At 63.8% G+C, this 23,514-nt stretch carries 29 protein-coding genes; 11 read left to right on the top strand and 18 right to left on the bottom strand.

What is annotated here, in order from left to right; all coding sequences use genetic code 11:
* Positions 1 to 196 precede the first annotated feature (196 nt).
* The 4 genes from NKH59_RS21290 to NKH59_RS21275 form a co-directional block, all read right to left on the bottom strand.
* Positions 197 to 1,174 (bottom strand): GlxA family transcriptional regulator, encoded by a 978-nt coding sequence (locus tag NKH59_RS21290; RefSeq protein WP_353022947.1) that lies wholly within the window; start codon positions 1,172 to 1,174, stop codon positions 197 to 199.
* A gap of 316 nt (positions 1,175 to 1,490) precedes the next feature.
* Complete coding sequence (locus NKH59_RS21285; RefSeq protein ID WP_353022945.1) at positions 1,491 to 2,672, bottom strand: cystathionine gamma-synthase; 1,182 nt, start codon at positions 2,670 to 2,672, stop codon at positions 1,491 to 1,493.
* A complete protein-coding gene (locus NKH59_RS21280) occupies positions 2,669 to 4,093 on the bottom strand; it encodes a pyridoxal-phosphate dependent enzyme (protein WP_352542812.1) in 1,425 nt (474 codons plus the stop codon). The genes NKH59_RS21285 and NKH59_RS21280 overlap by 4 nt, the downstream gene beginning before the upstream one ends.
* Positions 4,094 to 4,280: 187 nt before the next feature.
* On the bottom strand, positions 4,281 to 4,679 hold the full coding sequence (locus tag NKH59_RS21275; RefSeq protein WP_352614704.1) for a RidA family protein: 399 nt from the start codon (positions 4,677 to 4,679) through the stop codon (positions 4,281 to 4,283).
* A gap of 157 nt (positions 4,680 to 4,836) precedes the next feature.
* On the opposite strand from NKH59_RS21275, the gene NKH59_RS21270 reads away from it, so the two are divergent.
* The gene (locus tag NKH59_RS21270) at positions 4,837 to 5,166 is read left to right on the top strand and encodes a hypothetical protein (RefSeq protein ID WP_352458586.1); all 330 of its coding nucleotides are present in this window, start codon (positions 4,837 to 4,839) and stop codon (positions 5,164 to 5,166) included.
* Positions 5,163 to 5,810, top strand: a complete 648-nt coding sequence (locus tag NKH59_RS21265; RefSeq protein ID WP_353022943.1) for a cysteine hydrolase family protein — start codon at positions 5,163 to 5,165, stop codon at positions 5,808 to 5,810. The genes NKH59_RS21270 and NKH59_RS21265 overlap by 4 nt, the downstream gene beginning before the upstream one ends.
* 80 nt (positions 5,811 to 5,890) lie before the next feature.
* Here the strand turns inward: NKH59_RS21265 and NKH59_RS21260 are convergent, their stop codons facing one another.
* From NKH59_RS21260 to NKH59_RS21245, 4 genes are all read right to left on the bottom strand, one after another.
* Positions 5,891 to 6,244: a winged helix-turn-helix transcriptional regulator gene (locus NKH59_RS21260; RefSeq protein WP_352473975.1), complete on the bottom strand. Its 354-nt coding sequence runs from the start codon at positions 6,242 to 6,244 to the stop codon at positions 5,891 to 5,893.
* Positions 6,245 to 6,572: 328 nt separating this feature from the next.
* Positions 6,573 to 7,919, bottom strand: coding sequence for an FAD/NAD(P)-binding protein (locus NKH59_RS21255; protein WP_352473976.1), 1,347 nt, complete (start codon positions 7,917 to 7,919; stop codon positions 6,573 to 6,575).
* A gap of 49 nt (positions 7,920 to 7,968) precedes the next feature.
* Positions 7,969 to 8,421: an RrF2 family transcriptional regulator gene (locus tag NKH59_RS21250; RefSeq protein ID WP_023675902.1), complete on the bottom strand. Its 453-nt coding sequence runs from the start codon at positions 8,419 to 8,421 to the stop codon at positions 7,969 to 7,971.
* A 147-nt stretch (positions 8,422 to 8,568) separates the two neighbouring features.
* Positions 8,569 to 8,760, bottom strand: coding sequence for a hypothetical protein (locus tag NKH59_RS21245; RefSeq protein ID WP_352458582.1), 192 nt, complete (start codon positions 8,758 to 8,760; stop codon positions 8,569 to 8,571).
* Positions 8,761 to 9,099: 339 nt separating this feature from the next.
* On the opposite strand from NKH59_RS21245, the gene tauA reads away from it, so the two are divergent.
* The 4 genes from tauA (at position 9,100) to NKH59_RS21225 (ending at position 12,062) form a co-directional block, all read left to right on the top strand.
* The gene (gene tauA, locus NKH59_RS21240) at positions 9,100 to 10,113 is read left to right on the top strand and encodes a taurine ABC transporter substrate-binding protein (RefSeq protein WP_353022941.1); all 1,014 of its coding nucleotides are present in this window, start codon (positions 9,100 to 9,102) and stop codon (positions 10,111 to 10,113) included.
* 107 nt (positions 10,114 to 10,220) lie between these two features.
* Positions 10,221 to 10,994: a taurine ABC transporter ATP-binding protein gene (locus NKH59_RS21235; protein WP_352491242.1), complete on the top strand. Its 774-nt coding sequence runs from the start codon at positions 10,221 to 10,223 to the stop codon at positions 10,992 to 10,994.
* Positions 10,991 to 11,854, top strand: a complete 864-nt coding sequence (locus tag NKH59_RS21230) for an ABC transporter permease subunit (RefSeq protein WP_353022939.1) — start codon at positions 10,991 to 10,993, stop codon at positions 11,852 to 11,854. Before NKH59_RS21235 ends, NKH59_RS21230 begins: the two co-directional genes overlap by 4 nt.
* Positions 11,855 to 11,873: 19 nt before the next feature.
* A complete protein-coding gene (locus tag NKH59_RS21225; RefSeq protein WP_352473982.1) occupies positions 11,874 to 12,062 on the top strand; it encodes a hypothetical protein in 189 nt (62 codons plus the stop codon).
* A 59-nt stretch (positions 12,063 to 12,121) separates the two neighbouring features.
* On the opposite strand, the gene NKH59_RS21220 is transcribed toward NKH59_RS21225, so the two are convergent.
* A complete protein-coding gene (locus tag NKH59_RS21220) occupies positions 12,122 to 12,307 on the bottom strand; it encodes a hypothetical protein (RefSeq protein WP_352491244.1) in 186 nt (61 codons plus the stop codon).
* A gap of 305 nt (positions 12,308 to 12,612) precedes the next feature.
* On the opposite strand from NKH59_RS21220, the gene NKH59_RS21215 reads away from it, so the two are divergent.
* The 3 genes from NKH59_RS21215 (at position 12,613) to NKH59_RS21205 (ending at position 15,335) form a co-directional block, all read left to right on the top strand.
* Positions 12,613 to 12,972 (top strand): septal ring lytic transglycosylase RlpA family protein, encoded by a 360-nt coding sequence (locus NKH59_RS21215; RefSeq protein WP_352473985.1) that lies wholly within the window; start codon positions 12,613 to 12,615, stop codon positions 12,970 to 12,972.
* A gap of 255 nt (positions 12,973 to 13,227) precedes the next feature.
* On the top strand, positions 13,228 to 14,505 hold the full coding sequence (locus NKH59_RS21210) for a polyhydroxyalkanoate depolymerase (protein WP_352473986.1): 1,278 nt from the start codon (positions 13,228 to 13,230) through the stop codon (positions 14,503 to 14,505).
* Positions 14,506 to 14,717: 212 nt separating this feature from the next.
* Positions 14,718 to 15,335 (top strand): transglutaminase-like cysteine peptidase, encoded by a 618-nt coding sequence (locus NKH59_RS21205; protein WP_352473987.1) that lies wholly within the window; start codon positions 14,718 to 14,720, stop codon positions 15,333 to 15,335.
* Positions 15,336 to 15,344: 9 nt separating this feature from the next.
* On the opposite strand, the gene NKH59_RS21200 is transcribed toward NKH59_RS21205, so the two are convergent.
* From NKH59_RS21200 to NKH59_RS21185, 4 genes are read right to left on the bottom strand one after another with little or no spacing between them, the layout of a single operon-like run.
* Positions 15,345 to 15,713, bottom strand: coding sequence for a helix-turn-helix domain-containing protein (locus tag NKH59_RS21200; RefSeq protein ID WP_352818054.1), 369 nt, complete (start codon positions 15,711 to 15,713; stop codon positions 15,345 to 15,347).
* A gap of 53 nt (positions 15,714 to 15,766) precedes the next feature.
* Positions 15,767 to 16,303: a Smr/MutS family protein gene (locus NKH59_RS21195; protein ID WP_352818052.1), complete on the bottom strand. Its 537-nt coding sequence runs from the start codon at positions 16,301 to 16,303 to the stop codon at positions 15,767 to 15,769.
* Positions 16,300 to 17,406: a murein transglycosylase A gene (gene mltA, locus NKH59_RS21190; RefSeq protein ID WP_353022937.1), complete on the bottom strand. Its 1,107-nt coding sequence runs from the start codon at positions 17,404 to 17,406 to the stop codon at positions 16,300 to 16,302. Before mltA ends, NKH59_RS21195 begins: the two co-directional genes overlap by 4 nt.
* A gap of 23 nt (positions 17,407 to 17,429) precedes the next feature.
* Positions 17,430 to 18,137, bottom strand: a complete 708-nt coding sequence (locus NKH59_RS21185) for a Tim44/TimA family putative adaptor protein (RefSeq protein WP_353022990.1) — start codon at positions 18,135 to 18,137, stop codon at positions 17,430 to 17,432.
* Between the two features lie 199 nt (positions 18,138 to 18,336).
* Here NKH59_RS21185 and NKH59_RS21180 point away from each other — a divergent pair, with 199 nt between their 5' ends.
* Both NKH59_RS21180 and secB read left to right on the top strand, forming a co-directional pair.
* On the top strand, positions 18,337 to 18,828 hold the full coding sequence (locus NKH59_RS21180) for an FxsA family protein (RefSeq protein WP_352491248.1): 492 nt from the start codon (positions 18,337 to 18,339) through the stop codon (positions 18,826 to 18,828).
* A gap of 113 nt (positions 18,829 to 18,941) precedes the next feature.
* On the top strand, positions 18,942 to 19,445 hold the full coding sequence (gene secB, locus NKH59_RS21175) for a protein-export chaperone SecB (protein ID WP_352491249.1): 504 nt from the start codon (positions 18,942 to 18,944) through the stop codon (positions 19,443 to 19,445).
* A gap of 153 nt (positions 19,446 to 19,598) precedes the next feature.
* Here the strand turns inward: secB and dnaQ are convergent, their stop codons facing one another.
* From dnaQ to NKH59_RS21150, 5 genes are all read right to left on the bottom strand, one after another.
* Complete coding sequence (gene dnaQ / locus NKH59_RS21170; protein ID WP_353022935.1) at positions 19,599 to 20,321, bottom strand: DNA polymerase III subunit epsilon; 723 nt, start codon at positions 20,319 to 20,321, stop codon at positions 19,599 to 19,601.
* 86 nt (positions 20,322 to 20,407) lie between these two features.
* Positions 20,408 to 21,010, bottom strand: coding sequence for a dephospho-CoA kinase (gene coaE, locus NKH59_RS21165; protein WP_352473995.1), 603 nt, complete (start codon positions 21,008 to 21,010; stop codon positions 20,408 to 20,410).
* Positions 21,007 to 21,849 carry a shikimate dehydrogenase gene (locus tag NKH59_RS21160; protein WP_352491250.1) on the bottom strand — a complete coding sequence of 281 codons (843 nt, stop codon included), beginning with the start codon at positions 21,847 to 21,849 and terminating at the stop codon, positions 21,007 to 21,009. The genes coaE and NKH59_RS21160 overlap by 4 nt, the downstream gene beginning before the upstream one ends.
* On the bottom strand, positions 21,842 to 22,441 hold the full coding sequence (locus tag NKH59_RS21155) for a Maf-like protein (protein WP_352473997.1): 600 nt from the start codon (positions 22,439 to 22,441) through the stop codon (positions 21,842 to 21,844). Before NKH59_RS21155 ends, NKH59_RS21160 begins: the two co-directional genes overlap by 8 nt.
* Positions 22,442 to 22,605: 164 nt before the next feature.
* Positions 22,606 to 23,424, bottom strand: a complete 819-nt coding sequence (locus NKH59_RS21150) for a pyruvate, water dikinase regulatory protein (protein WP_254817949.1) — start codon at positions 23,422 to 23,424, stop codon at positions 22,606 to 22,608.
* Positions 23,425 to 23,514: the final 90 nt, after the last annotated feature.

The following is a 23,514-nucleotide window of genomic DNA, read 5'->3' as shown; positions in this document are numbered from 1 at the left end:
GTAGCGTTCTACGGCGCCCCCCTCTGTCCTGCCGGACATCTCCCCCTCAAGGGGGGAGATCGGCTCGTCATCGCCGCTTTCGTGAATTTCCACCGTCGCAGGAGGAGCGGAGCATCGAAGCTGCCAATCTCCCCCCTCGTGGGGGAGATGTCCGGCAGGACAGAGGGGGGCGCTGTCCCGCCAACATCCGAAATACCTAATGCCTCCGCATCACCTTCGGCGCATGGCCATGCTCCTCCCGAAACGCCCGCGCAAAACTCGACATCGAGGCGAAGCCGCAGGCCAGCGCCACGTCGCGCACCATCAGCGTCGAATGCGCCAGGAGGTCGGCGGCACGCTTCAGCCGCAGGCGGCGGTAATAGCCGTTGGGCGAGATACTGAGTTCGGAGCGGAAATTGCGTTCGAGCTTATCGGAGGAGATACCAAGTCGCCCCGCCAGTTCCGCCATGCCGAGCCGCTCCTCCACCGCATCCTCCATGATGGCGATGGCCGACAGCACCAGTTCGTTCTGCACGCCGGTCCGCAGCCTGAGCGGCATCAGCTTGCGGTCGACGCTGGAGCGTAGCGGGCTGTGCACAAACCATTCGGCGACGCCGGCGGCCAGTTCGGCGCCATAATCGCCGGTGATGATCTCCAGCATCATGTCGAGGCTGCCGACGCCACCGGCCGAAGTGAAGCGCTTGCGGTCGATGACATAGAGATCGCGCCTCAGCTCGATGTCCGGAAACGCTTCGGTGAAGGCAGCCTGGCTGGTCCAGTGCAAGGTGCAGGCATGACCGTCGAGCAGGCCGGCCCGAGCCAGGAAGAAGGCGGCATCCGCCACCGCGCCGATATGGGCACCGCCGCGCAGGCTTTTGCGGATCCAGCTCACGGCATCCTCGGCGACGAGATGATCGGCGTCACCGCCTGAGCAGACGACGATGCGATCGACCTTCGGCGCGTCATGGGCGGAAAAGCCGGGCTGAATGACGACGCCATTCGAGGCCTCGACGGGGCCTTCGGCGGCGCCGACGATGATCCAGCGGTACCAGTCCCGCTTGGCCAGCACGTTCGCCGCGCGCAGCGGCTCGATCACCGAGCTGAACGCCATCATCGGAAAGCATGGGAAGACCAGGATGGCGAAGGTGAGCGGGGTATCGCTTGCCGTCGGTTGGTTGCGTTGTCGGTTGTTCATAGCTTCCGGAGCCAGGCAGCAAGGTGGATCAGGAAGCTACAATTCTGCCAGATGGCGCCAAGGTCAACGGAATAGAATGTAAGACACATGGATATGGATGCAGAATAAGCGCCGCTCGTTCGTGATCCTTCACGCCCCCTCTGTCCTGCCGGACATCTCCCCCACAAGCGGGGAGACGGCAGCTTCGCCGTCCCGTCCGTGTTTCAGCGTTGGAGGTTGGCGAAAGCGCAAGATGACGGCCAAATTCCCCCCTCGTGGCCGAGATGCCCGGTAGGGCGGAGGGGGGCGCTGTCCCGCCGACGTCTCGCTATCCGGCTCAACTGGCCAGCGCCTGATCCAGATCCGCGATCAGATCGTCGCCATCCTCGATCCCGGCCGACAGCCTTACCAGCGAATCCGAAATCCCGATCTCGGCGCGTTTTTTCGCCGGGATCGAGCCGTGCGTCATCAGCGCCGGGTGCTCGATCAGGCTTTCGACGCCGCCGAGGCTTTCGGCCAGCGTGAACAGTTGCGTATGTTCGAGGAAGCGTTTGGTGCCGGCGAGGTCGCGGTCGAGCTCGACCGTGATCATGCCGCCGAAGGCGTGCATCTGCCGCCTGGCGATGGCGTGCTGCGGGTGGCTGGGCAGGCCGGGATAGATGACACGGCGGATGTCGGGACGGCTTTCCAGCCAGTGCGCGATCTTCTGGCCGTTCGACGAATGACGCTCCATCCTCAGCGCCAGCGTCTTCAGTCCGCGCAGCGCCAGGAAACTGTCGAACGGCCCGGAAATGGCGCCGATGGCGTTCTGCAGAAATTTCAGCCGGTCGGCGAAATCCTTGTTGTCGCCGACCACGGCGACGCCGCCGACCATGTCGGAATGGCCGTTGAGGTATTTTGTCGTCGAATGGACCACGATGTCGATGCCGAGCTCCAGCGGCCGCTGCAGATAGGGGCTGCAGAAAGTGTTGTCGGCGACTGAGAGCACGCCTTTGCGCCTGGCAAGTGCTGCGACGCCTTCGAGGTCGACGACACGCAGCAGCGGGTTGGTCGGCGTCTCGACCCAGAGCATTTTGGTTTCCGGGCGGATCGCCGCCTCGACCGCGGCAAGATCGGTGAAGTCAACGAAGTCGACCTGGAGGTTGGCGGAGCGCTTGCGCACCCGCTCGAGCAGCCGAAACGTGCCGCCATAGATGTCGTCGGTGGCGACGATGTGGGTGCCGGAATCGAGCAGTTCGAAAATAGTGGCGATCGCCGCCAGCCCCGAAGCGAAGGCGAAGGCGGCTGTGCCGCTTTCGAGATCGGCCACAGCGCGTTCGAAGGCGAAGCGGGTCGGGTTCTGGCTGCGGGCATATTCAAAGCCCTTGTGCACGCCCGGGCTCTGCTGACCGTAGGTCGAAGTGGCATAGATCGGTACCATCACCGCGCCCGTCGTCGGGTCGTGGCTCTGGCCGCCATGGATGGTGCGCGTCGAAAAGGCGAGGCGGTTTTTGCCCGATACGGTGGCTTTGACGGTCATCGGGCGCGCCTCAGATGGTTGATCAGGTCGATGCGTGTTATCAGCCCGATGAATTCGTCGCCGTCGAAGACGATGGCGACCTCGTTGCGATCAAACACCGGCAGCAACGCGTCCAGCGTCTGGCTGGCTTGCAGCGTGTGCAGGGTAGAGGTCATGGCCGTACTGACCGGAGCCTTGAAGCGGTCCCAGCGGCTGTCATAGGGGCCTTCGACCTTGGCGAGGATATCGCTTTCGTCGATGATGCCGACGAGCTTGCCCTCGTCCAGCACCGGCAGCTGCGAGACGTCCGAGCGGCGCATACGGCCATAGGCGTTGAGCAGGCTTTCGTCCGGACCGACATACACGGTGTCACCGGTGCGGTGCGAACGCATCACCAGATCGCGCAAATCACCATGCTGCTCCTGCTCGGCAAGGCCCTGCTCGGCCAGCCAGAAGTCGTCGAACACTTTCGACAGGTACTTGTTGCCGCTGTCGCAGACGAAGGTGACGACGCGCTTCGGCACGGTCTGCTCGCGGCAATAGCGGAGCGCTGCCGAAAGCAACGTGCCGGACGACGAGCCGGCGAGGATGCCTTCCTTCGAAAGCAGGTCGCGCACCGCCAGCATGCTCTGCTTGTCGGGGATGGAATAGGCCTTCCTGACCAGCGACAGATCGGCATTGGGCGGGACGAAATCCTCGCCGATGCCTTCGACGGTCCAGCTCCCGGCCTCTATCATCTTGCCGGTCTTGATCAACGGCGCCAGCACCGAGCCGACCGGATCGGCCAAAATCATCTCGGTCTTTGGCGAGACTTTCGCAAAGTAGCGGCCGAGCCCGGTCAGCGTGCCGCCGGAGCCGACGCCGACGACAACCGCATCGACGTCGCCTTCGAGCTGTTGGAAGATTTCCGGTCCGGTCGTGGTTTCATGAGCCAGCGGATTGGCCGGGTTGGCAAACTGGTTGGCATAGAAGGCGCCGGGCAGCTCGGCGGCGATCTTTTCGGCCATGTCCTGATAATATTCGGCATGACCCTTGCCGACATCGGAACGCGTCATCCGCACCTCCGCGCCGAGCGCCCGCAAATGCTGGATCTTTTCGCGCGACATCTTGTCGGGGACGACCAGGATGATGCGGTAGCCCTTGGGGATGCCGACCTGGGCGAGACCAAGACCGGTGTTGCCGGCGGTCGCCTCCACAATCGTCCCGCCGCGCTTCAGTTTGCCCTGTTTTTCGGCGGCGGCAATCATCGACAGCGCGATGCGGTCCTTGATCGAGCCGCCGGGATTCTGGCTTTCGAGCTTGATGAACAGCCGGCACTTGCCGATGTCGAATTTGGTCAGCTCGACGACCGGCGTCTGCCCGATCAGGTCGAGAACCGAGGCATAAGGCGGGCGCAGGCGGGACGATGCATCGTCCGATGCCACGATCTTGTGCTTGCTCATGTCAGATGCTCCGTTGCCAGAATGAGCAACCGCCCTGGAAGACGGCAACCTACCGTCTTTTCCAGCCGTTTGCAGTTGGAAAGAAGATAGATCGTGCCAATCCGGCCGCCAGCAGGGGAATGGAATTTCGCGAAAGCTTCGTCGGCCTGCAGGCAGGGGCAAAAGATTTGCAGAACCCGCTTAGGGTTCAGGCGATCGCGGCCTGGGCTTCGATCTCGATCAGAAAATCCGGATTGCCGAGGCCGGCGACGCGCAGCACCTTGATGATCGGCGGCGCGCCACGGTTTGCCCAGAACGCCATCCAGGCGCCGAAGGCCGGCCCTATGTCCAGGTCGCCGGCGATATAGACCGAGAGGCTGACGAGGTCTTCAGGCTTTGCCCCACCGGCTTCCAGCACCTTTGCCAGGTTGGAAAGCGCCTGAGCGGTCTGCGCAGGGAGATCGTCCCTGGCGACGATCCGGCCTTGCGCGTCGACGCCATTCTGGCCGCCGACCAGCACGATGCGCGCGGATGCCGGCAGCGACACGCCTTGTGAATAGGCCGGATTGCTGTGCATGCCCTCGGGGTTCAGCCTTTCGATGGTCACCGCACTTTTTCCTCCTCTTCAGCAAAAATTATCCCGCGGCCGCCCATAGGATCAACGGCAATCGTGCGGGCGTTTCAACGCACCATCTCGTTCGTTGCGGCCGCCGATTCGGCCATGCTACCCGGCGCTGGGCGAACAGCAATACAAGGAACGGCCGATGAAGATTCTTGCCTATGACAATTTCAAGCCCGGCGTCACGCTCGACGATTTGCGGCCTTATCTGCGCGACGAAGTGTCGAATGTCTGGCGGCTCTGGAAGGCGGGGATCGTGCGCGAGAATTATGCGCGCGCCGATATTGGCGGCGTCATCATCGTCTTCGAGCTCGACAGCGTCGCGGAAGCGCGGCGCTACACCGAGGACTTCCCGCTGTCCAAGGCCGGGCTGCTAGAATGGCACTTCATCGCCTTCGACGCGCCATTGCCGCTGGAATTCCTGTTCGATCCGACGGTCGATATCGCCAAGCCATGGGACCGGACTGCGGCATGATCCGGTCGAGCGACGGGATCGAACTCCCGGCCAGCCTGGCTGAGTGGTGCGATCCGCGCCGCACGGCGCTGGTGGTCTACGACATGCAGGTCGGCATCTGCCGGCAGGTGGCCGGCGCCGCGACCATCGTCGAGCGTACCGGCACGGTGCTGGAAGCGGCGCGCGGGGCCGGAATGCGGGTGGCGTTCACGCGCCACCTGTCGCTGCCGCGCAAATGGATGGGCGCGACGCAGCTGCGCACCGCCATGGCCTGGCAGCGGCGCGACAGCCCCGACACGGTCGAGCCGTGGTTCCCGCGCGACGCCGAAGCGACGCGGATCGTGCCCGAGCTGGACCCCCGCGCGGACGAGGCGGTATTCGACAAGCTCACGATGTCGGCCTTCGATTCCACCGCGCTCGGCTTTGCGTTGCGCGATTGCGGCGTGCGCACGATAGCGCTCGCTGGCATCGCCATGGAGATCGGCATCGAGCCGACCGTTCGCCAGGCGACCGACAATGGCTTTGTCTCCGTGGTAATCGAGGATGCCTGTGGCTTCGGCAACCGCGAAGCGCGCGACCGCTCGATGGCGACGCTACGCTTCCTCGGCGAAGCCGTCGTCACCAACGTCGCAAGCTTCTGCAGCGCCCTTGCCGGCGCGGGTTGAGGGCAATCGGCTTGCTGGAGCCATTCACGGTTTCACGCAATTGCGGACGGAAAACCGCTCCGCGCTTTCCCGGAATTGATCTAGGTGGTGGCTGCGCTGTCGGTGCGAAAGCGCACGCCTTCGGCGCGACCGTGCACGCTGCCCCAGTCGTAGAGCGCCTGGAGCGCGGCGGCAAGATCTTCACCGCGCCCGGTCAAGGCGTAGCGCCCCTTGCCGTCGGGCGACGTCTGGAGCGTGACGAAGCCGATCTCGACAAGCTCGGCCAGGCGCTGCGTCAGCATCTTGTCCGAGAGTGAGGGAATCAGCCGGCGCAGGTCGGAATAGCGCATCGGCTGTTCCTTGATGCGCGCCAGGATCACCGTCTTCCATTTGCCCCCGAGCGCGTCGAGCGCGAACTCGACCGGACAGCCGTAGAGTCTTCCGCGTTGGGTCATGCGCCATGGTAGGCAAGGCACGGTGACGACGAAAGCAGAATTTGCCCGGCCATCTGGCCAGGGTCGCGGCTCACGGCCTCGCCGACTACAAAATCCATGGAGGAGAACGAAGACGAGCGTGCGCGACATCAATCCGGTCGATGCGAGACGGCCGAAACGTGTGGCGTCATCGCCTGGCTGTCTCGACCACCACAGGCTGCTGGTCGGCTCTGGTGGAGCGAGCTCCCGCACCCTGGTTCGCCTTCACCGAACGCGGCTATGCGGTCGAGATCTTTTCACCCGGCGACAGCGGTCTTGCATCCGAGATCGCGTCAAGACAGAGGCGGCCTCATCCGAGCAAGCGCTTGCTCAGCCGCGCGCACTGCACGCGAATATCGGGAATGGCGTCGATTTCGAAGAAGGTGCCGCGCGTCAGTGGACCGACGGCGAGGATATTGGCGAATACCGTGCCGTCGCCGGCGATGACCTCGCAGTTCGCGGTCACGTCGAGGCCGAGGCGCAGCGGATCCGGCCGTGCCAGCCCACGCTCGACCAGCGACCGCACCACGCTGTTCGAGGTGGTCGAGATGTCCCTGGCGATGCCTGTGCAATCATAGATGCGGGTGACGTCGAACCTTTCGAGCTGCTGCGTGTGGCGCGACTGGACCTGTAGGCTGAAGCCGTCGCCGGCGGCGATCTCGACGACGCGGCCGGCGACAAGGCGGATGCGGCCCGCTTGCACCGCCTCGGCAACGCGGGCGTAGACTTCCGGCGCCATGCGATGGCGGTGGATGTCCCACCAGGCCTTGGTGTGCTCGACGAAGCGGCGCTTGGCCGAGGACGGCCAGTTCTGCCAGATCTTCTGGTTGAAGGGTCTCAGACCGTCGACGACGTCGCGCCAGTCGATGCCGGCCTTCTGGTTTTCCCGGATCAGGTCGCGGAACCAGCCGACGAAATAGGAAAGCTGGGTGCCGAGCGGAATGTCGGCAACGTCGAGCTTGATCGGATTGCCCTTGCGATGCGGCGAAGGCAGCAGGCCGCGCCGCGACACCGCGACGATCGCGCCGCGGTGGCCGCGCTGCTCGAGCGACAGGAAGGCATCGACCATGCTCAAGCCGGTGCCCAGCACCAGGACTCGGGCTTCGGGGTCGAGCGCAGTGTCCGCCTCGGATCCCATCCTGATCGCATGCCCCTGCCCCGCCCCCGGCTCTTCGTCGTGGCCGGTGGCGAGCACGGCAAGATGCGCAACCACGCTGGTGCCGTTGGCCAGCGCCACTTCGACGCCTGACGCGGTCGGCGAGATCGACAGGCTCTCCTCGCGGATCAAGCGCAGCCGGCCCGTCTGCTGCTCACGCGCCTCGAGCTCGTCGAGCAACTCCTTGAGATAGCGGGCGTAGACGCTGCGCGGCGCATAGACCGGCGCCTGTTCCGGCGTTGCCAGGCCGCGTTCAAGCAGCCAGCGCGAGAAATTGCCGGGATCGTCGGCATAGGCGCTCATGCCCGACGCGCTGACATTCAGCACATGCGCCGACAGCAGCGTTGAATAGGCCATGCCTTGCCCAAAATGCGGGCGTTTTTCGATCAGGCTGACACGTAGATCGGGATTGGGCGACTTCAGCAGATGAGCGGCAAGCACGACACCGCTGGCGCCGCCGCCGACAATGATGATCGAACTTGGCGTAGCGCGCCCGGTCATGCGCACACCAGCTGTCCTGGCGATCGTCGCCGGCTCAGGAGAGATTGGTTCAGGCCTGGATTTTCAACGCCGCCGAAAAATCCTCGTCGCCGGCGATGTCGCGCATTTCCGCGAGGCTGCGCTGATCCAGCACCTCGGCGATGGCCTGCCGGACCTCCAGCATCAGGTGTCGGACTTGGCATGTCGCCTCGTTGCAGTCTTCGCAGCGCTGATACTGGGTGCGGCTGGCGCAAGGAATGGGGGCAAGCGGCCCGTCGAGCACGCGCACGACGTGGCCGACCTTGATCTCGTCCGCTGGGCGTGCCAGCCGGTAGCCGCCTTCCTTGCCCTTGCGGCTCTGAACGAAACCGGCATTGCGCAATTCGCCAAGGATGGCATCGAGGAACTTCTTCGGAATATTGTTTCCTGTGGCGATGTCGTTGACGAAGGCGAGCTGTCCAACCGGCAGGCGCGCCAGATGGACGAGCGCCTTGAGGCCGTATTTACCTTTTTTCGTGAGCATAACCCGCACGTTTCTCTGTCATGCGATGGCGCAAGGCCACCGGTTGCGAAACGCCTGGCGTGCCTCCCCGCCGCGTCCAAGCTGTCACTACAGATAAATTCTAGTGACATGATATACAAGCCGAGAAACGTTGATTTTGCTTCGTTTTCACGCCGCAATGGCCATTTTGGCCGGGGCTTGTGCTCTTGCGAGCACAGGAGCCACCGCGAATGACACACCGGCAAACTGGCCGGCGGCAGGAATGTCCCGATCGGCGAGAATACCAACAGCAGCTTCTGCCCCTGAATTTGAAGGCCAAAGCATGCCGCGCGCGGCAACAAGGAGGGTGGCGTCGCTCATCGTCCTCTCCAATCCTTCAATGTCGATAAGGATACTAGACTTAACCGCGAACACAGGGAACTTGTTTCCAATTTCTTGGCTATCCACAGTATGGATTTGCCGATGCAGGGGCGAAAACGGGAAAATCCTTGTTGCGCGCAAGGACGACGTGGAAGAGGTTCCCGGGCAAGGACGATGGTTCTCACCCGAGCCGTCACCCAGAAGCGCGCGAACTGCCATAGCCAGATGAATTTTTCTAACAAGACCGCACCGATTGGAAGGATTTAACTCTACAAGAACGATAGAGTTAGATGACCATGAAACGCAATCCGGGTTTTCCTCGTTTCCAAGGAGCGTTTCATGTCCACCATTTCGCGACGTATCGTTCTCTTGTCCTCGGCGGCCTTGGCTGGCGCCGCCTTTCTCGGCCCAGCCGATGCGCAGGACCTCAAGATCACTATCGGCTACCAGACGGTCGTCGAGCCCTCGAAGGTGCCGCAGGCCGACGGCGCCTATGAGAGCGCGACCAAGGCGGCAATCGACTGGCGGAAATTCGATTCCGGCGCCGACGTGATCGCCGCCATCGCTTCCGGATCGGTCGACATTGGCTATGTCGGTTCGAGCCCGCTGGCGGCGGCGGCGAGCCGCGAGCTTCCAATCCAGACAATCTTCATTGTCGGGCTGATCGGCGAATCCGAGGCCCTTGTCGCCCGCAACGGCGCCGGCATCGAGAAGGCCGCCGACCTTGCCGGCAGGAAGGTGGCGGTGCCCTTCGTTTCGACGACGCATTACAGCCTGCTCGCCGCGCTGAAGCATGAGGGTGTCGACCCGAAGTCGATCGATATTCTCAATTTGCGGCCACCGGAGATCGCGGCGGCATGGGCGCGCGGCGGCATCGACGCCGCCTATGTCTGGGATCCGGCACTCGGTCAGATCAAGACTTCGGGCAAGGTCGTGCTGGATTCCTCGCAGGTCGCCGCCTGGGGCGCGCCGACCTTCGACGCCTGGATCGTGCGCACCGATTTCGCCGAAAGGAACCCGGAAGCGGTGCGCGACTTCGTCAAGGTGACGGGCGCGGCCTATGCCGAGTTCCTGGCCAAGCCGGACGCCTGGTCGGTGACGTCGCCGCAAGCGGCGAAGATCGCCACGATCACCGGGGCCAAGCTGGAGGACGTGCCGCAACTATTGAGGGGCTATGTCTTCCCGACGCTCGAGGAGCAAGCCTCGGACAAGTTCCTCGGTGGCGGCACGGTCAAGGCGGTCGAGGCGACATCTGCCTTCCTCAAGGAGCAGGGCAAGATTGATGCCGTGTTGCCGGATTATTCGAAATACGTGTCGTCGAAATATGTCAGCGAAGCGCTTGCCTCGAACTGACGCCAACGCGCGCGGTTCTCCTTCCCTGACGCCGCGTGCTCCCTGCCCCGAACCGCTTGCGAGGAGCGGCTTCGGGGCAGACAGATCGGAATATCGGCGAGGTTCCCATGACGCATCTCGTGCTCGACAAGGTCTCGGTCCACTATGACGGTCAGCCGGCGCCGGCGGTCGAAAATGTGTCGATTGAGATCGCCAAGGATGACTTCGTTGTCCTGGTCGGCCGCTCCGGCTGCGGCAAGACCTCGTTGCTCAACGTCGCTGCGGGCCTGGTCGAGCCTGTGCGCGGACGCGCCACGATTGGCGGCCGGCCGATCACGGCGCCAGGCTCTGACCGCGCCGTCGTGTTCCAGAACGACGCGCTGTTTCCGTGGCTGACCGCGCGGGAAAATGTCGCCTTTGCGCTCAGGCTGCGCGGTGTCAGGGCCGCGGAACGGGCGCGGACTGCCGACGACCTTCTGGCGCTGGTGAAACTCGACGGCGCCGGCGACAAGCGCATCTGGGAGCTTTCCGGCGGCATGCGCCAGCGGGTCGGCCTGGCCCGGGCGCTGGCGGCCGAGCCGCAATTCCTGCTGCTCGACGAGCCGCTGGGCGCGCTCGATGCGCTGACACGCGAACGCATGCAGACAACGCTGCTCGATCTGTGGACGGCAAGCCAGGTCGGCGTGCTGATGGTCACGCACGGCATCGAGGAAGCCCTGGTGCTGGCAACCCGTATCATTGTGCTCGCTCCCGGCCCTGGCCGGGTGGTGTGGAGCTTCGAGACCGGCTTCAGCCGGCGCTATGCAGCCGGCGAGGCCATTCGCAGCATCAAGGCCGATCCCGCCTTCGCCGCAGCGCGCGACGAGCTGACCGACGCGATCTTCGAAGGGGAGGCAGCATGACCGTTACCTCCTATACCGAGCGGCCGCAGCGCAAAGTCGACGACGGAGCCGACGCGCTGTCGGTGCCATGGTCGCGGCCGCAGCCGAGACGCAGCCGCGTTTCGGCCCGCGTGGTTAGCGCGATCACCATTCTGATGATGCTGGCGGCGTGGACGGCATCGGCCCGCCTGCAATTGGTGTCGCCGGTTTTCCTGCCGTCGCCTGTGGCAGTCTGGAACAAATTTGTCGTCGTCGCCGGTGACGGCTTTGTCGACGCAACGCTGCTCCAGCATATCGCCGCCAGCCTGTGGCGGGTGTTTGCGGCGCTGGTCGCGGCCGTTTTCGTCGGCGTTCCCATCGGGCTGGCTATCGGCATCAGCACGATCGGGCGCGGCATCTTCGATCCGCTGCTCGAATTCCTGCGGCCGATCCCGCCGCTCGCCTATCTGCCGCTGATCATTATCTGGTTCGGCATTGGCGAGCCGTCCAAGATCCTGGTGATTGCCATTGCCATGCTGGCGCCGGTTGCGCTGTCGACGGCATCGGGTGTTCGCGGCGTCTCGCAGGAGCGCATCAATGCAGCGCGCTCGCTTGGCGCCACGCAGCGCCAGGTGATCAGGCACGTCATCCTGCCCAGCGCGCTGCCCTCGATCCTGACCGGGCTGCGCATCGCGCTCGGCGCCGGCTGGTCGACGCTGGTCGCCGCCGAGCTGGTGGCCGCGACGCGCGGGCTTGGATTCATGATCCAGTCCGCTGCCCAGTTCCTCGTCACCGACGTGGTGGTGATGGGCATACTGGTGATCGCTGCCATTGCCTTCGTGCTCGAATTCATCATCCGCAGGATCGAGCGGGTTCTCGTCCCGTGGGCGGAGCGGGAGTAACCGGACCGGAGACGTGACGATGCCCCATTCCACCGCTGTACTGTTTGCGCATTTCGGCCATTGGCTCCGCCTGATCAAGGCCGGAGACAAACAGCCGCCTGAAGACGAACGCAAAACGCCGACACCGGTGCATCTGGACGCCGAGCGCAACCGCCTGCCGCCGCGCGACGAAAGTTTCTACTGGGGCTGGCAGTACTGGTCGCGGTGAGCGGCCGCCACGGGTCCGCTGTGTGCTGCTCCGGCGGGCGCCTGAGGATCGACGCCTGTTCAACCACGCGAGCGGTTTGCCCAGGCCAGGCCGACCAAGCCGACCAGCACGGTCACGATGCCGGCATAGAGCCATTGCGACTGGCCGGTCATGAAGCTGCCCTGGACCCAACCGATGCCTTGCAATGACCACAGCACGCCGATGGCGAGCACAATCAAGGCCAGCAGATTTTTGATCAATCTCATCGCTAGAACTCCTCTCCAAGTCGATCATCAGCCGCATTCCGGCCGAAATGGAACAGCTAAAAGAAGCAGCCCAATCACGCCAACTTCTACTTAGATGCTAACCTCTGATCCTGCGCAAGACATGCGGAGATCGGTGGAAAGATCATCAAGGAAGCTGTGCCGCGCTGCGGGAAATCTCTGACAAATTGTTTCGCGTCGACTCCAAACGTGTAACATTGCCATGGAACCGACAGATCATTGCCGCATTTGCTGCCTCATTCGTCCCTAACCGCTGCGGGTCTGTCAACGGAGCCAGTCCCCAACACATGAACAAAAGCAACCAGACCGCGCTTGTCGCGGCCACGATCGCGGCTGGCCTGATGGTCGGCGCATCCACTGCCAGCGCCGCCGCGCAGTGCGGCCGTGCCTCCTGGTACTCACTGCATTCCAGAACCGCTTCCGGCGAACGCATGAACCCGTCGGCGCTGACCGCCGCGCACCGCAGCCTGCCGTTCGGCACCAAGCTGAAGGTGACCAATCGCAACAATGGCCGCAGTGTCGTCGTGCGCATCAACGACCGCGGCCCGTTCATCAAGGGGCGGATGCTCGATCTGTCGAAGGGCGCCGCCAGTCAGCTTGGCTTCATCAGCTCGGGCCATACGGCCGTCTGCATGGCACGGGTCTAACGGCCGCCACGGCCGGACACCGCCTCCGACGCTCGTCCCCAATAGCCGTGCTGCCTGCCGGGCCTTCGCAGGTGCACATTGAGCCGGCTGTTGCCGTTCCAGGCGGATTCTCAACGCCTTGGACGAAAGAACGAGCCTAAATCACGCAAGTTGACGTATTGCATCGCAGCAGATTGTTGCTAACTTCCCCGCAAGGCATTCAAGGCTCGGCGCTGCTCGTCGGCCCTTCGATCGCAGTCGGCAGCGGGGTTCTCGATGTTCTACCAGCTCTACGAACTGAACCACGCCGCCTTGCAGCCGGCGCGCCTCTATGCCGATGCGGTGCGCCTGTTCTACTCCAATCCGCTCAACCCGGTCTCACACACGTCCTGGGGTCGCTCGGTTGCGGCAACGGCCGAACTGTTCGAGCGCACGACGCGCCGCTACGGCAAGCCGCAATTCGGCCTGACCAAGACCGTGGTCGACTGGAAAACCGTCGAGGTCAGCGAACATACCGTCTGGTCGCGGCCGTTCTGCAACCTGGTCCGTTTCGAGCGGGCGGTTCCTGCTGGGCGCCGACCGGATCCGAAACTGTTGATCGTCGCGCCGATGTCTGGCCACTACGCGACGCTGCTGCGCGGCACGGTTGAGGCGATGCTGCCCTATGCCGACGTGCATATCACCGACTGGGTCGACGCCCGCATGGTGCCGCTGGCCGACGGCAGCTTCGATCTTGACGACTATATCGACTACATCGTCGACATGCTGCATGCGCTGGGTCCCGACACCCATGTGATGGCGGTGTGCCAGCCTTCGGTGCCGGTGCTGGCGGCGGCGGCACTGATGGAAGCCAAGGGTGATCCGTTCGTGCCCTCGACGATGACGCTGATGGGCGGGCCGATCGACACGCGCCGCAATCCGACGGCGGTCAATCTGCTGGCGCAGGAAAAGGGCATCGACTGGTTCCGCGACAACGTCATCATGCGCGCGCCCTGGCCGGTGCCGGGCTTCGGCCGCGAGGTCTATCCCGGCTTCCTGCAGCTTTCGGGGTTCATGAGCATGAACCTCGACCGCCACATCATCGCCCACAAGGACTTCTTCATGCATCTGGTGAAGCATGACGGCGACAATGCCGAGAAGCACCGCGAGTTCTACGACGAATATCTGGCGGTGATGGATCTGACGGCGGAATTCTACCTGCAGACCGTCGACACCGTGTTTGTCCGCCAGGCCTTGCCCAAGGGCACGATGACGCATCGCGGCGTGGCGGTCGACCCTTCGGCGATCCGCAATGTCGCCCTGTTCACGGTCGAGGGCGAGAACGACGACATCTCCGGCCTCGGCCAGACCAAGGCTGCGCACGACCTGTGCATCAACATCCCGGCCGACAGGCACGCCCATTACATGCAGCCGGCGGTCGGCCATTATGGTGTGTTCAACGGCTCGCGCTTCCGCTCCGAAATCGTGCCGCGCATCGTCGACTTCATTACCAGCTACGGCCGTCAGAACCGTGTTGCGGTCAAGCCCAAGCTGGTCAGGACCGGCAAGAAATAGGCGACCAGTGATGATGCCCGTCAATCCGCATCAGGTCGGTCAATGCCAAAATCATCGGTTGGCGGGGCCGTGCGGCCGGTCGACCTGTTGCACAATAGTCGCGTTGGCGCCACGCGGGTAACCATGCCGCAAAAATCAATCCATCCTCATAATTGACACGGACTGTAAATACCCCTTAACGTTTCGTTAACAACAAGGGACAAGCGGGGACAATGATTTCCTCACCAATGGCGAGAACGCTGCGCCTGTGTGCGCTGGCCGGACTTACTGTGGCGGCAGGTTGGGCCGGTTCGGCCTCGGCAGCCAGCCCGATGATAACAGGTGGCCCGACCTCGCAGCCGATCGGCCATTATGATTTCTGCAAGAGCTACGCGTCCGAATGTTCGATCCGCCCGAAGGATCTGTCGCCCGCCAGCCTGACCGGCTCGCTGTGGCGCAAGCTGCTCAGCGTCACGACAAGGGTCAACGCCGCCGTCAAGCCGGAGAGCGACTTCGACATCTACGGCAAGGACGAGGTCTGGGCCTATCCCGACAAGGGCGTCGGCGATTGCGAGGACTATGTCCTGGAAAAGCGCCGTGAGCTGAACCGGCTGGGCGTCTCGTTTTCCGATCTGCTGATGACCGTCGTGCGCAAGCCGGATGGCGAAGGCCACGCCGTGCTGACGGTGCGCACCGACAAGGGCGACTACATCCTCGACAATCTGACCGACCAGGTCCGTTCCTGGGACCAGACCGGCTATCGTTTCCTCAAGCGGCAGGCGATCGACAATACCGGCCGCTGGGTCTCGATCCGCGGCGGCCAGCAGGTGCTGGTCGGCTCTGTCCAGTAACAAGGCAGCTCATTTCGGTCGTGCCAGTGCGGCGCGGAGCGACGCAATGATGCGGCGAAGCTCGGCTTCGTCAAGCTTTTCGATGTTGTCGGCCAGGAGATTGGCAAGCTCGGTCGCCGCAGGGCTAAGACCCGACGTGTCGAGCTTGACGCGCGGATGCGAGGTTTCGGCCAACCGCGCCAGTTCCTCGGCCTCGTCCCAGATGATGTTGAAATAGCCGATGATCTTCTGGATCAGCGTCCAGCTCGGCGCACCGCGGCGGCCGTGTTCCAGCGCCGAGAGATAGGCTGCGCTGACGCCGATCGCCTTGGCCATGTCCTTCTGGCTGACGCCGCGCTCGTTTCGCAGCACGCGAAGCTTTTCGCCGAACGGGGTCACAAGCGCACCTTCATGGGTGCATCCTCATAGGTGCGTCCCTCATCGGCGTTTCCTCATGAGCGCGCCCGCCGCAAGCGGATATAGAGCGCACCCGAGCCGCCATGTTTGCGGGCGGCATGGTCGTGGCTGGAGACGAGGGGCCGGAAGGCGGGTGTCGACAGCCATGACGGCACGGCGCGCCGCAAGACGCCATCGCCGCCCGACGAAGAGCCCTTGCCGGTGATCACGAGGACGTAGCGGATGCCGCCGGCATGCGCCCGGTGCAGAAAGGAAAACAGCAGCGAATAGGCTTCGTCCTGCGTCAGGCCATGCAGGTCGACGCGGCCCTCGATCGGCAGCCGGCCCTTCGACAGCTTGTCCAGCGTCGGTTCGTCGAGTGCGTGGGAGACATGCTGCGCCTTCGGCTTTGCGGCCGTGGCAGCATTGCCCGCGACCTGTGCCCGCGGCGGCGCCTGCCTGGTCTCGTCGGTCTCCGGCCCGACGTGCGGAATTTCGACGGCGGTTCTGCCCTTCAGCGGTTTTGCCGTGTGCGCCACCAGGTTCCACAGCACCCGGTCGTCCTCGCTCAGCCTGTCGATGCGCCGGGTCATCGGCCTGCTCCTGAAACCAGCGGCCGGGGGATCAGCGCATAAAAATCTGCGGCGTTGCGGATAACGCCGGCGATCTCGCCGGCAGCATCGCCCGACCCGGCAAACAGATCGCCGCGGGCCGGCCCGGTGATCGCCGAGCCGGTGTCCTGCGCGATCATCAGCCGCCGGAACGGTTTTCCGTCGAAAGCGGTCAGCGACGGCGCATCGATATGGAAGGGCGTGCCGAACGTGTGCAGCAGTCGGTCGACGGCGATCGAGCGGCCGGGGGTCAGCGCCACCTTGGCGGCAGCGATCGGGCCGAGCTCTGAGTCGTCGACGCCCATCTCGCGGAAGAAGATGTAGGAGCGGTTGCGCCAAAGGATCTCGTCGACGCGTTCCGGATGCGCCTTGAACCAGGCACGGATCGACTGCATCGTCACTTTCTCCAGCGGGATCTCGCCTTCCTCGCTCAAGATCTTGCCCGGTCCGGTAAAGCGCTGGCCGGATTTGGCGGCATAGGTGATGCGGCGAAGCCTGCCGTCGGTCATCTTGAGGCGTGCCGCGCCCTGCACGTGAATGAAGAAGGCGTCGACCTTGTCGGCGAGCCAGGCGATTTCCAGCCTTTTTCCGGCAAGCGCGCCGCGTTCGATCTCGCCGCGGTCGAAATATTCGACCGGGCCGTTCGGCGCCGCACGAGCAAAGGCGAGATAAGGATCCAAGGCTGAAGGACGATTGCCGTCGTCGATGTCGACTAGGTCGGCCGGGCGCGCCAGCAACGGCACCGAAAACCGTTGCGTGCGTACCGGCGAGGCTTCGACCTCCGGCTCATAAAAGCCGGTGACCAGGCCGGGACCACCATCTTCGGCATCGATACGGGCCGGAACGAAATGGCGCTCGAAAAAGCTTCGAGCCTGCGACCGATTCGCCGGCGAAACGGTGCGCGCTTCGGCATAGGCGTCGGCAAAGCCATTGTAGTCGACGCCGAGCGCGGCGGAGCGGTAGGGTTTGCTCAGGATATGAAAGGCTGAGCGGCGAAAGGCGTCAAAGGCAGGGAGATGGTCGTCCTCACCCCAGCCCGGCAATTCGCCAAAGGATTTTTCGCTGAAGGCTCGAGAAAGCGACACGACAGCCTCCGCCGCCGTCCAGTTCAGTCTTCTTCTTCGGTGGCGACGAGCTTCCAGTTCGGATCGCGCGAGCGCGCGTCACGAGCGAAGGTCCAGACATCCTTGACCTCGGCGACGGTTTCGGGATCGCCGTCGATGACGGCGCCGGCCTTGTCGCGGGTCGCCGAAATCAGTTCGCTGACAATGCGCAGCGTGATGTGGGCCTCGCTGCCCTTCATCTCGGCCGAAACGATGTCGGCCTTGTCGATGCCGACGAAGGAGGACTGGATCTTTTCGGCTTTCGCCTCACGGTCGCCGATGGCCGCGACGAAGCCGTCATAGACCTCGCGCGACAAAAGGTTCTTCAGCGTTTTGCGGTCGCCATCGGCGTAGGCCATGACGATCAGCTCGTAGGCCATCTTGGCGCCGTCGACGAAGGTCTTCGGGTCGAAGGTCGGATCATTGTCCTTGATCGCCCGCAGGCCCCGGTTGAGATCGGTGTCCGGCTTGGCAAAGGCATCGATCGCCACATAGGCATCGGCCGCCGGCTCTCCCGCCAGGCGCTTGCGCGGCAGCGAGACCACGTTCTCGGGTTTCTGGGCGGCATCCTTGTCGTTTTTGCGCGCTGCCGTATATGGATCGAAGGGTGGGCGCTCGTTGCCCGTGCGTCGGCCAAGCACGTTGCGCAGCTGGAAGAAGATCACCACCGCCGCAATCAGAAAGAAAATCGTGCCGAAGTCGAAGAAGCCCATATCTTGCGCCAATCAATCCCTGCTTTGGCCGGACCAGCGGCCAAGCAAGGGCCGCGATCACATAGCGTTCAGTATCCAAAGCATATAGAACGCATGGCGCAATCATTCAAATCAAAGGCAGCCATACCTATCTAACAGCTCTGGTGCCAGCGGCGATTGCTCGCCGGCCGGCAAAACATCGAAAACGATCGGTCAAGATTTGCGTATCTCGCTGCTTCCCCTGTTCATTCTCGCGCTTCCGCTGCTGGAGATAGCGGGTTTCGTTATTGTCGGCCGCCAGGTCGGCGCGCTGGCGACAGTCGGCTTGGTGATGGCCTCGAGTGTCGCCGGCGCCCTGCTGCTGCGGCACCAGGGTTTTGGCGTCATGGCCAGGGTCCGTGCCGAAATGGATGCCGGGCGTGATCCGAGCGGCCAGCTTGCGCATGGCGCCATGATCGTGCTGGCAGCGATCCTTTTGATCATCCCCGGCTTCATCTCGGATATTTTCGGCCTTCTGCTGTTCCTGCCGCCGGTGCGCGATCTTGCCTGGCGGATGCTGAAAGGCCGCATCGTGCTGGCAACCGATTTCAGCAGTGGTTTGCGGGCAAGGCAACGCGGCAAGACCATCGATCTCGACGACGGCGACTATTCGCGGGCCGACGACCATACGCGCGGACCGGGTTCTCCCTGGCGCCGCCTCAAGGACGAGTAGCTGCAAGGCAACCGGTGTCTTTTGCAAACTTGTCTTGTCGGGCCGGCCATGATAGCGAACGCCCGAATTTCAATCCGGTCAGCAACGCTGCCCAGGCAAAAGGACCACAGCTTATGGCCAGCAACGACGACGCGCCGACCGGCGCAGCCAACGGTAATGGAAATGCGGCGCAGCCTTCGCTCAACGTGCTTGCGCAATATGTGAAGGACCTGTCCTTCGAAAGCCCCGGCGCACCGAACTCGTTGCGCGGCCGCGACAAGGCTCCGGGCATCGCCATCAATGTCAACGTCAACGCCAACCCGCTCTCGGACAAGCAGTTCGACGTCAATTTGACGCTGAACGCAAAAGCGTCGTTCGACCAGGAAGTGCTGTTCAACGTCGAGCTGGTCTATGGCGGCGTCTTCTCCATCAGCGGCTTCCCGCAGGAGCACATGCTGCCGATCCTGTTCATCGAATGCCCGCGGCTGCTGTTCCCGTTCGCCCGGCAGATCATCGCCGAGGCAACACGCAACGGCGGCTTCCCGCCGCTGATGCTAGACCCGATCGATTTCGCGCAGATGTTCCAGCAGAAGCTGACCGAGGACCAGGCTGCCGCCGCCAAGGTCAAGGTGAGCTGAGGCTGGTTGGCTCGCAGCGTTTGAAAAACCCGGCGCGAAGCCGGGTTTTTTGTTTGAGACGCCGGCGGGGACGCTGGGTCTGCCAATCTCCCCCCTTGAGGGGGAGATGTCCGGCAGGACAGAGGGGGGCGCGAAGGATCACTCCGGTCAAAATCACTGTGCCGCGGAACTCGCTTCCGGGGGGACGCGCAGCCACAGCGCTTTTTCGCCGAGGCTGCCAACCATGCCTGCGTGTGCTGCGCGCTCGGCATCGGTCAGGCGCGACGGCAAGGCGATCGGCCGCACACCGATCGAAATATCGATGTCGTCGACATTCTGCCTGCCGCCCGCCGGAGTCAGGATGCTGTCGAGGATAAGGCTTGCCTGCTTGCCGCCGATGAGCTCGATATAGACCTCGGCCAGCAATTCCGAATCGAGCAGCGCGCCGTGCTTGGTGCGGCGGCCGTTGTCGATGCCGTAGCGGCGGCAGAGCGCGTCGAGCGAATTGGGGCCCATCGGATGCTTGCGGCGCGCCAGCGCCAGCGTGTCGACGATCCGTCCCGGATCGATGGCCGGATGGCCAAGCCGGCCGAATTCGAGATTGAGGAAGCCGATGTCGAAGCCGGCATTGTGCGCGACCAGTTTGGCGCCGTCGATGAAGGCCAGAAACTCCTCGGCGATCTCCATGAAAGTCGGCTTGCCCTGAAGATCGGCGGCGCTGATGCCGTGCACGGTCTGCGCCTCGTGATGGATCTGGCGGCCTTGCGGGTTGATGTATTTGTGGAAGGTTCGGCCGGTCGGGAAGCGGTTGACCAGCTCGACGCCGCCAAGCTCGATGACGCGGTCCTCGCGCGTGTCGAGGCCGGTGGTTTCCGTATCGAAGATGATCTCACGCATCGAATCAGTCCACTGGTGCCGGCATCATTCTAGCCGAATCACACCAGGAACAAAATGGCAACAAGTAATGTGGGTCTGCAAGCCTCTTAACCAGGCCTGGCTGCCTTATCCACGACTAGTTCGGCGATGATGGCCTTGACGGCCGCGCGAGTGGCGTCAAAGCCCTGACCGGTGTCGATGACAAAGTCGGCGCGCCGGCGCTTTTCGGTGTCGGGAACCTGCCTGGCCAGGATCGACGCCAGTTTCTCCTCGTTCATGCCCGGCCGCGCCAGCACGCGGGCGCGCTGGACTTCGGGCGGCGCGGTGACGACCACGACCTTGTCGACGCGGTTGCGGCCGCCGGTCTCGAACAGCAGCGGTATATCGAGCACGGCAAGCGGCGCGCCGGCGGCACGATGTTCAGCCAGGAAGGCATCGGCGTCGGCACGGACCAGCGGATGGATGATCGCTTCCAGCCGTTTCAGCGCGGCGGCGTCGCCGAGCACCCGCTCCGCCAGTGCCGCGCGGTCGACCGCACCGGATCGGGTGGTGCCGGGAAAGGCCGCCTCGACCAAGGGCGCGGCCTTGCCGGCATAAAGGCGATGCACAGCCTCGTCGGAATCATGGACCGGCACGCCGGCCTCGGCGAACATCTTGGCCGCGGTCGATTTGCCCATGCCGATCGATCCGGTGAGGCCGAGCACGATCATTTTATCGCGCCGATATCGGCAATAATTATTTGCCGCAGTTCGGCGGTGACTTCTGGCCTGATGCCGAACCACCGCTCGAAGCCGGGCACCGCCTGGTGCAGCAGCATGCCGAGCCCATCGACGGTTCTCAGGCCGCGCGCTTTGGCGGTAGCAAGCAGCGGCGTCTCCAGCGGCACGTAGACGATGTCCGTGACGATGGCGCGGTCCGGCAGTCTGCCTGGATCCGCGGACAGGCCTTCATTGCCATGCATGCCGAGCGCCGTCGTGTTGACCAGCAGGCCGGCATCTTCGAGCAATTCGCCGGTCGCCGCGAGGTTGTGGGCGGAAACGCCGGCACCGAAGCCGTCGCGCAGCTCCTGCGCCCTCGCAAGCGTCCGGTTGACGATGCGGATGTCGCTGACGCCGCGCTGCTTCAGCGCATGGATGACCGCGCGAGCGGCGCCGCCGGCACCGAGCACCACGGCGGGGCCGTTAGCCGCCCAGCCCGGTGCATATTCGTCCAGATTGGCGGCAAAGCCATGGGCATCGGTGTTGCCGCCGCACAATTCGCCATTCTCGAACCACAGCGTATTGACCGCACCTATCTGTTCGGCGTCGGCGTCGCGGCGCGCCGCCAGTGCGAAGGCGGCTTCCTTGTGCGGGATGGTGACGTTGCCGCCGCGATAGCCTTGTGCCTGCAGCGTCTGCAGGAATTCGGCAAACGCCTCCGGTGCAACGTCGATTGCCTCGTAGACGCCGTCGATGCCGTATTTCGCCAGCCAGTGGCCGTGGATCTTCGGAGACCTGGAATGCGCGATCGGGTGGCCGGTGACGAAGGCTTTTTTCGGGGCCTCAGCCATCGATCGCCCCGAACTCACGCAGCTTGGCCAGCACCGGCAAAAGTGGCAAGCCGACAATAGTAAAATAGTCGCCTTCGATTTTTTCGAACAGCTGGATGCCTTCGCCTTCGATCTGGTAAGCGCCGACGCTGGACAACGCTTTGGCGCCGACGCGCGCCAGATGGCGGCCGATGAAGGCCGGATCGAGCTTGCGCATGGTCAGGCTGGCGATGCCGACATGCCGCCACAGAACCTGGCCGTCACGGCCGAGCACGACGGCGCTGTTGAGATGATGCGTCTTGCCCGACAGCGCCAGCAGATGACGGCGCGCCCCTTCCATGTCGGCCGGCTTGTGGAACAGCTCGTCGCCGAGCGACAGCGTCTGGTCGCAGCCGAGCACCAGGGCGCCGGGCTTGCGCTCACTGACGTCGGTGGCCTTGGCTTCGGCGAGCACCAGGGCGACGTCCTCCGGCGACACGCCAGTATTCTGCAGCGGCGCCTCGAGCGCGCGCTCATCGACAGAGGCCGGAACCGCTTCGACAGTGACGCCGGCATTGACGAGCAGCGCCTTGCGGAACGGGCTGCCCGAGGCAAGGATGATTTTTTCAGCCATTTTTTCACCCGGTTCCTGACACTAGGGTGTGTCGAGATTCAGGTCAGGCCGAGCCGAAAACGGCGGCTTCCGAGAACCGGAGCGGAGCGTACTTTTCGTACGTGAGCACCGGAAGCGCAGGAAACCGCCGTTTGCAGGCCGGCATCACCTGAATATCACACGCCCTACCGCGTCTTGCCGCGCAGGGCAACGATGGCCGCCGCCGTCTCCTCGATCGAACGGCGGCTGACGTCGATCATCGGCCAGCCGTGCCGCGTGCATATCTGGCGGGCATAGGCGAGCTCTTCGGCGATCGCGGCACGGTCGACATAGTCGGTCGGTTCGTAGGCGCTGGTGCCGAGAATGCGGTTCTGCCGGACCTGCGAGATCCGTTCGGCGGTGGCGACCAGGCCGACGATCAGCGGCCTGGTGGCATTGACCAGGCTTTCGGGCACCGGAACGCCGAGCACGATCGGGATGTTGGCGGTCTTGATGCCGCGATTGGCGAGATAGATGCTGGTCGGCGTCTTCGAGGTGCGGGAGATGCCGACGAGCACGATGTCGGCATCATCCATATTGGCCGGCAGCTGGCCATCGTCATGCTCCATGGTGAAGTTGAGCGCGTCGATGCGGCGGAAATATTCGGCGTCCAGCACATGCTGGGCACCGACGCGGCGGCCGGCCGGCGTGCCGAGATAGGACTGGAACACCGTCAGCACCGGTTCCAGCACCGAGACGCAAGGCAGGCCCATGGCCGCGCAGCGTTCGTCGATGCCGCGGGCAAGCTTCTGGTCGACCACCGTATAGAGGATGATGCCCGGCTCCTCCTCGATATCCTCGAACACCTTCGTCACCTGCTTTTCGGTGCGGATGAGCGGGTAGATATGTTCGATGGCGCGCGCGTCCTTGTATTGCGCGGAAGCCGCGCGGCCGGCGGCCAGCAGCGTTTCGCCGGTGGCGTCGGAAATCAGGTGAAGGTGAAAGAAGCTCTGCGGTTTGTTCACAGGATACATTCCAGGCTGTGGGCCGATGTGGATAAGCCGGGCGGGAAACTCGGCCACCGCAAAGCGACTGTATCAGATGGCGGTTTGTCC

It is taken from the genome of Mesorhizobium sp. M0998, from assembly GCF_040318885.1.
In the GTDB taxonomy this organism is placed as follows: Bacteria; Pseudomonadota; Alphaproteobacteria; order Rhizobiales; family Rhizobiaceae; genus Mesorhizobium.
This window is presented reverse-complemented; position numbering and strand designations above follow the sequence as displayed.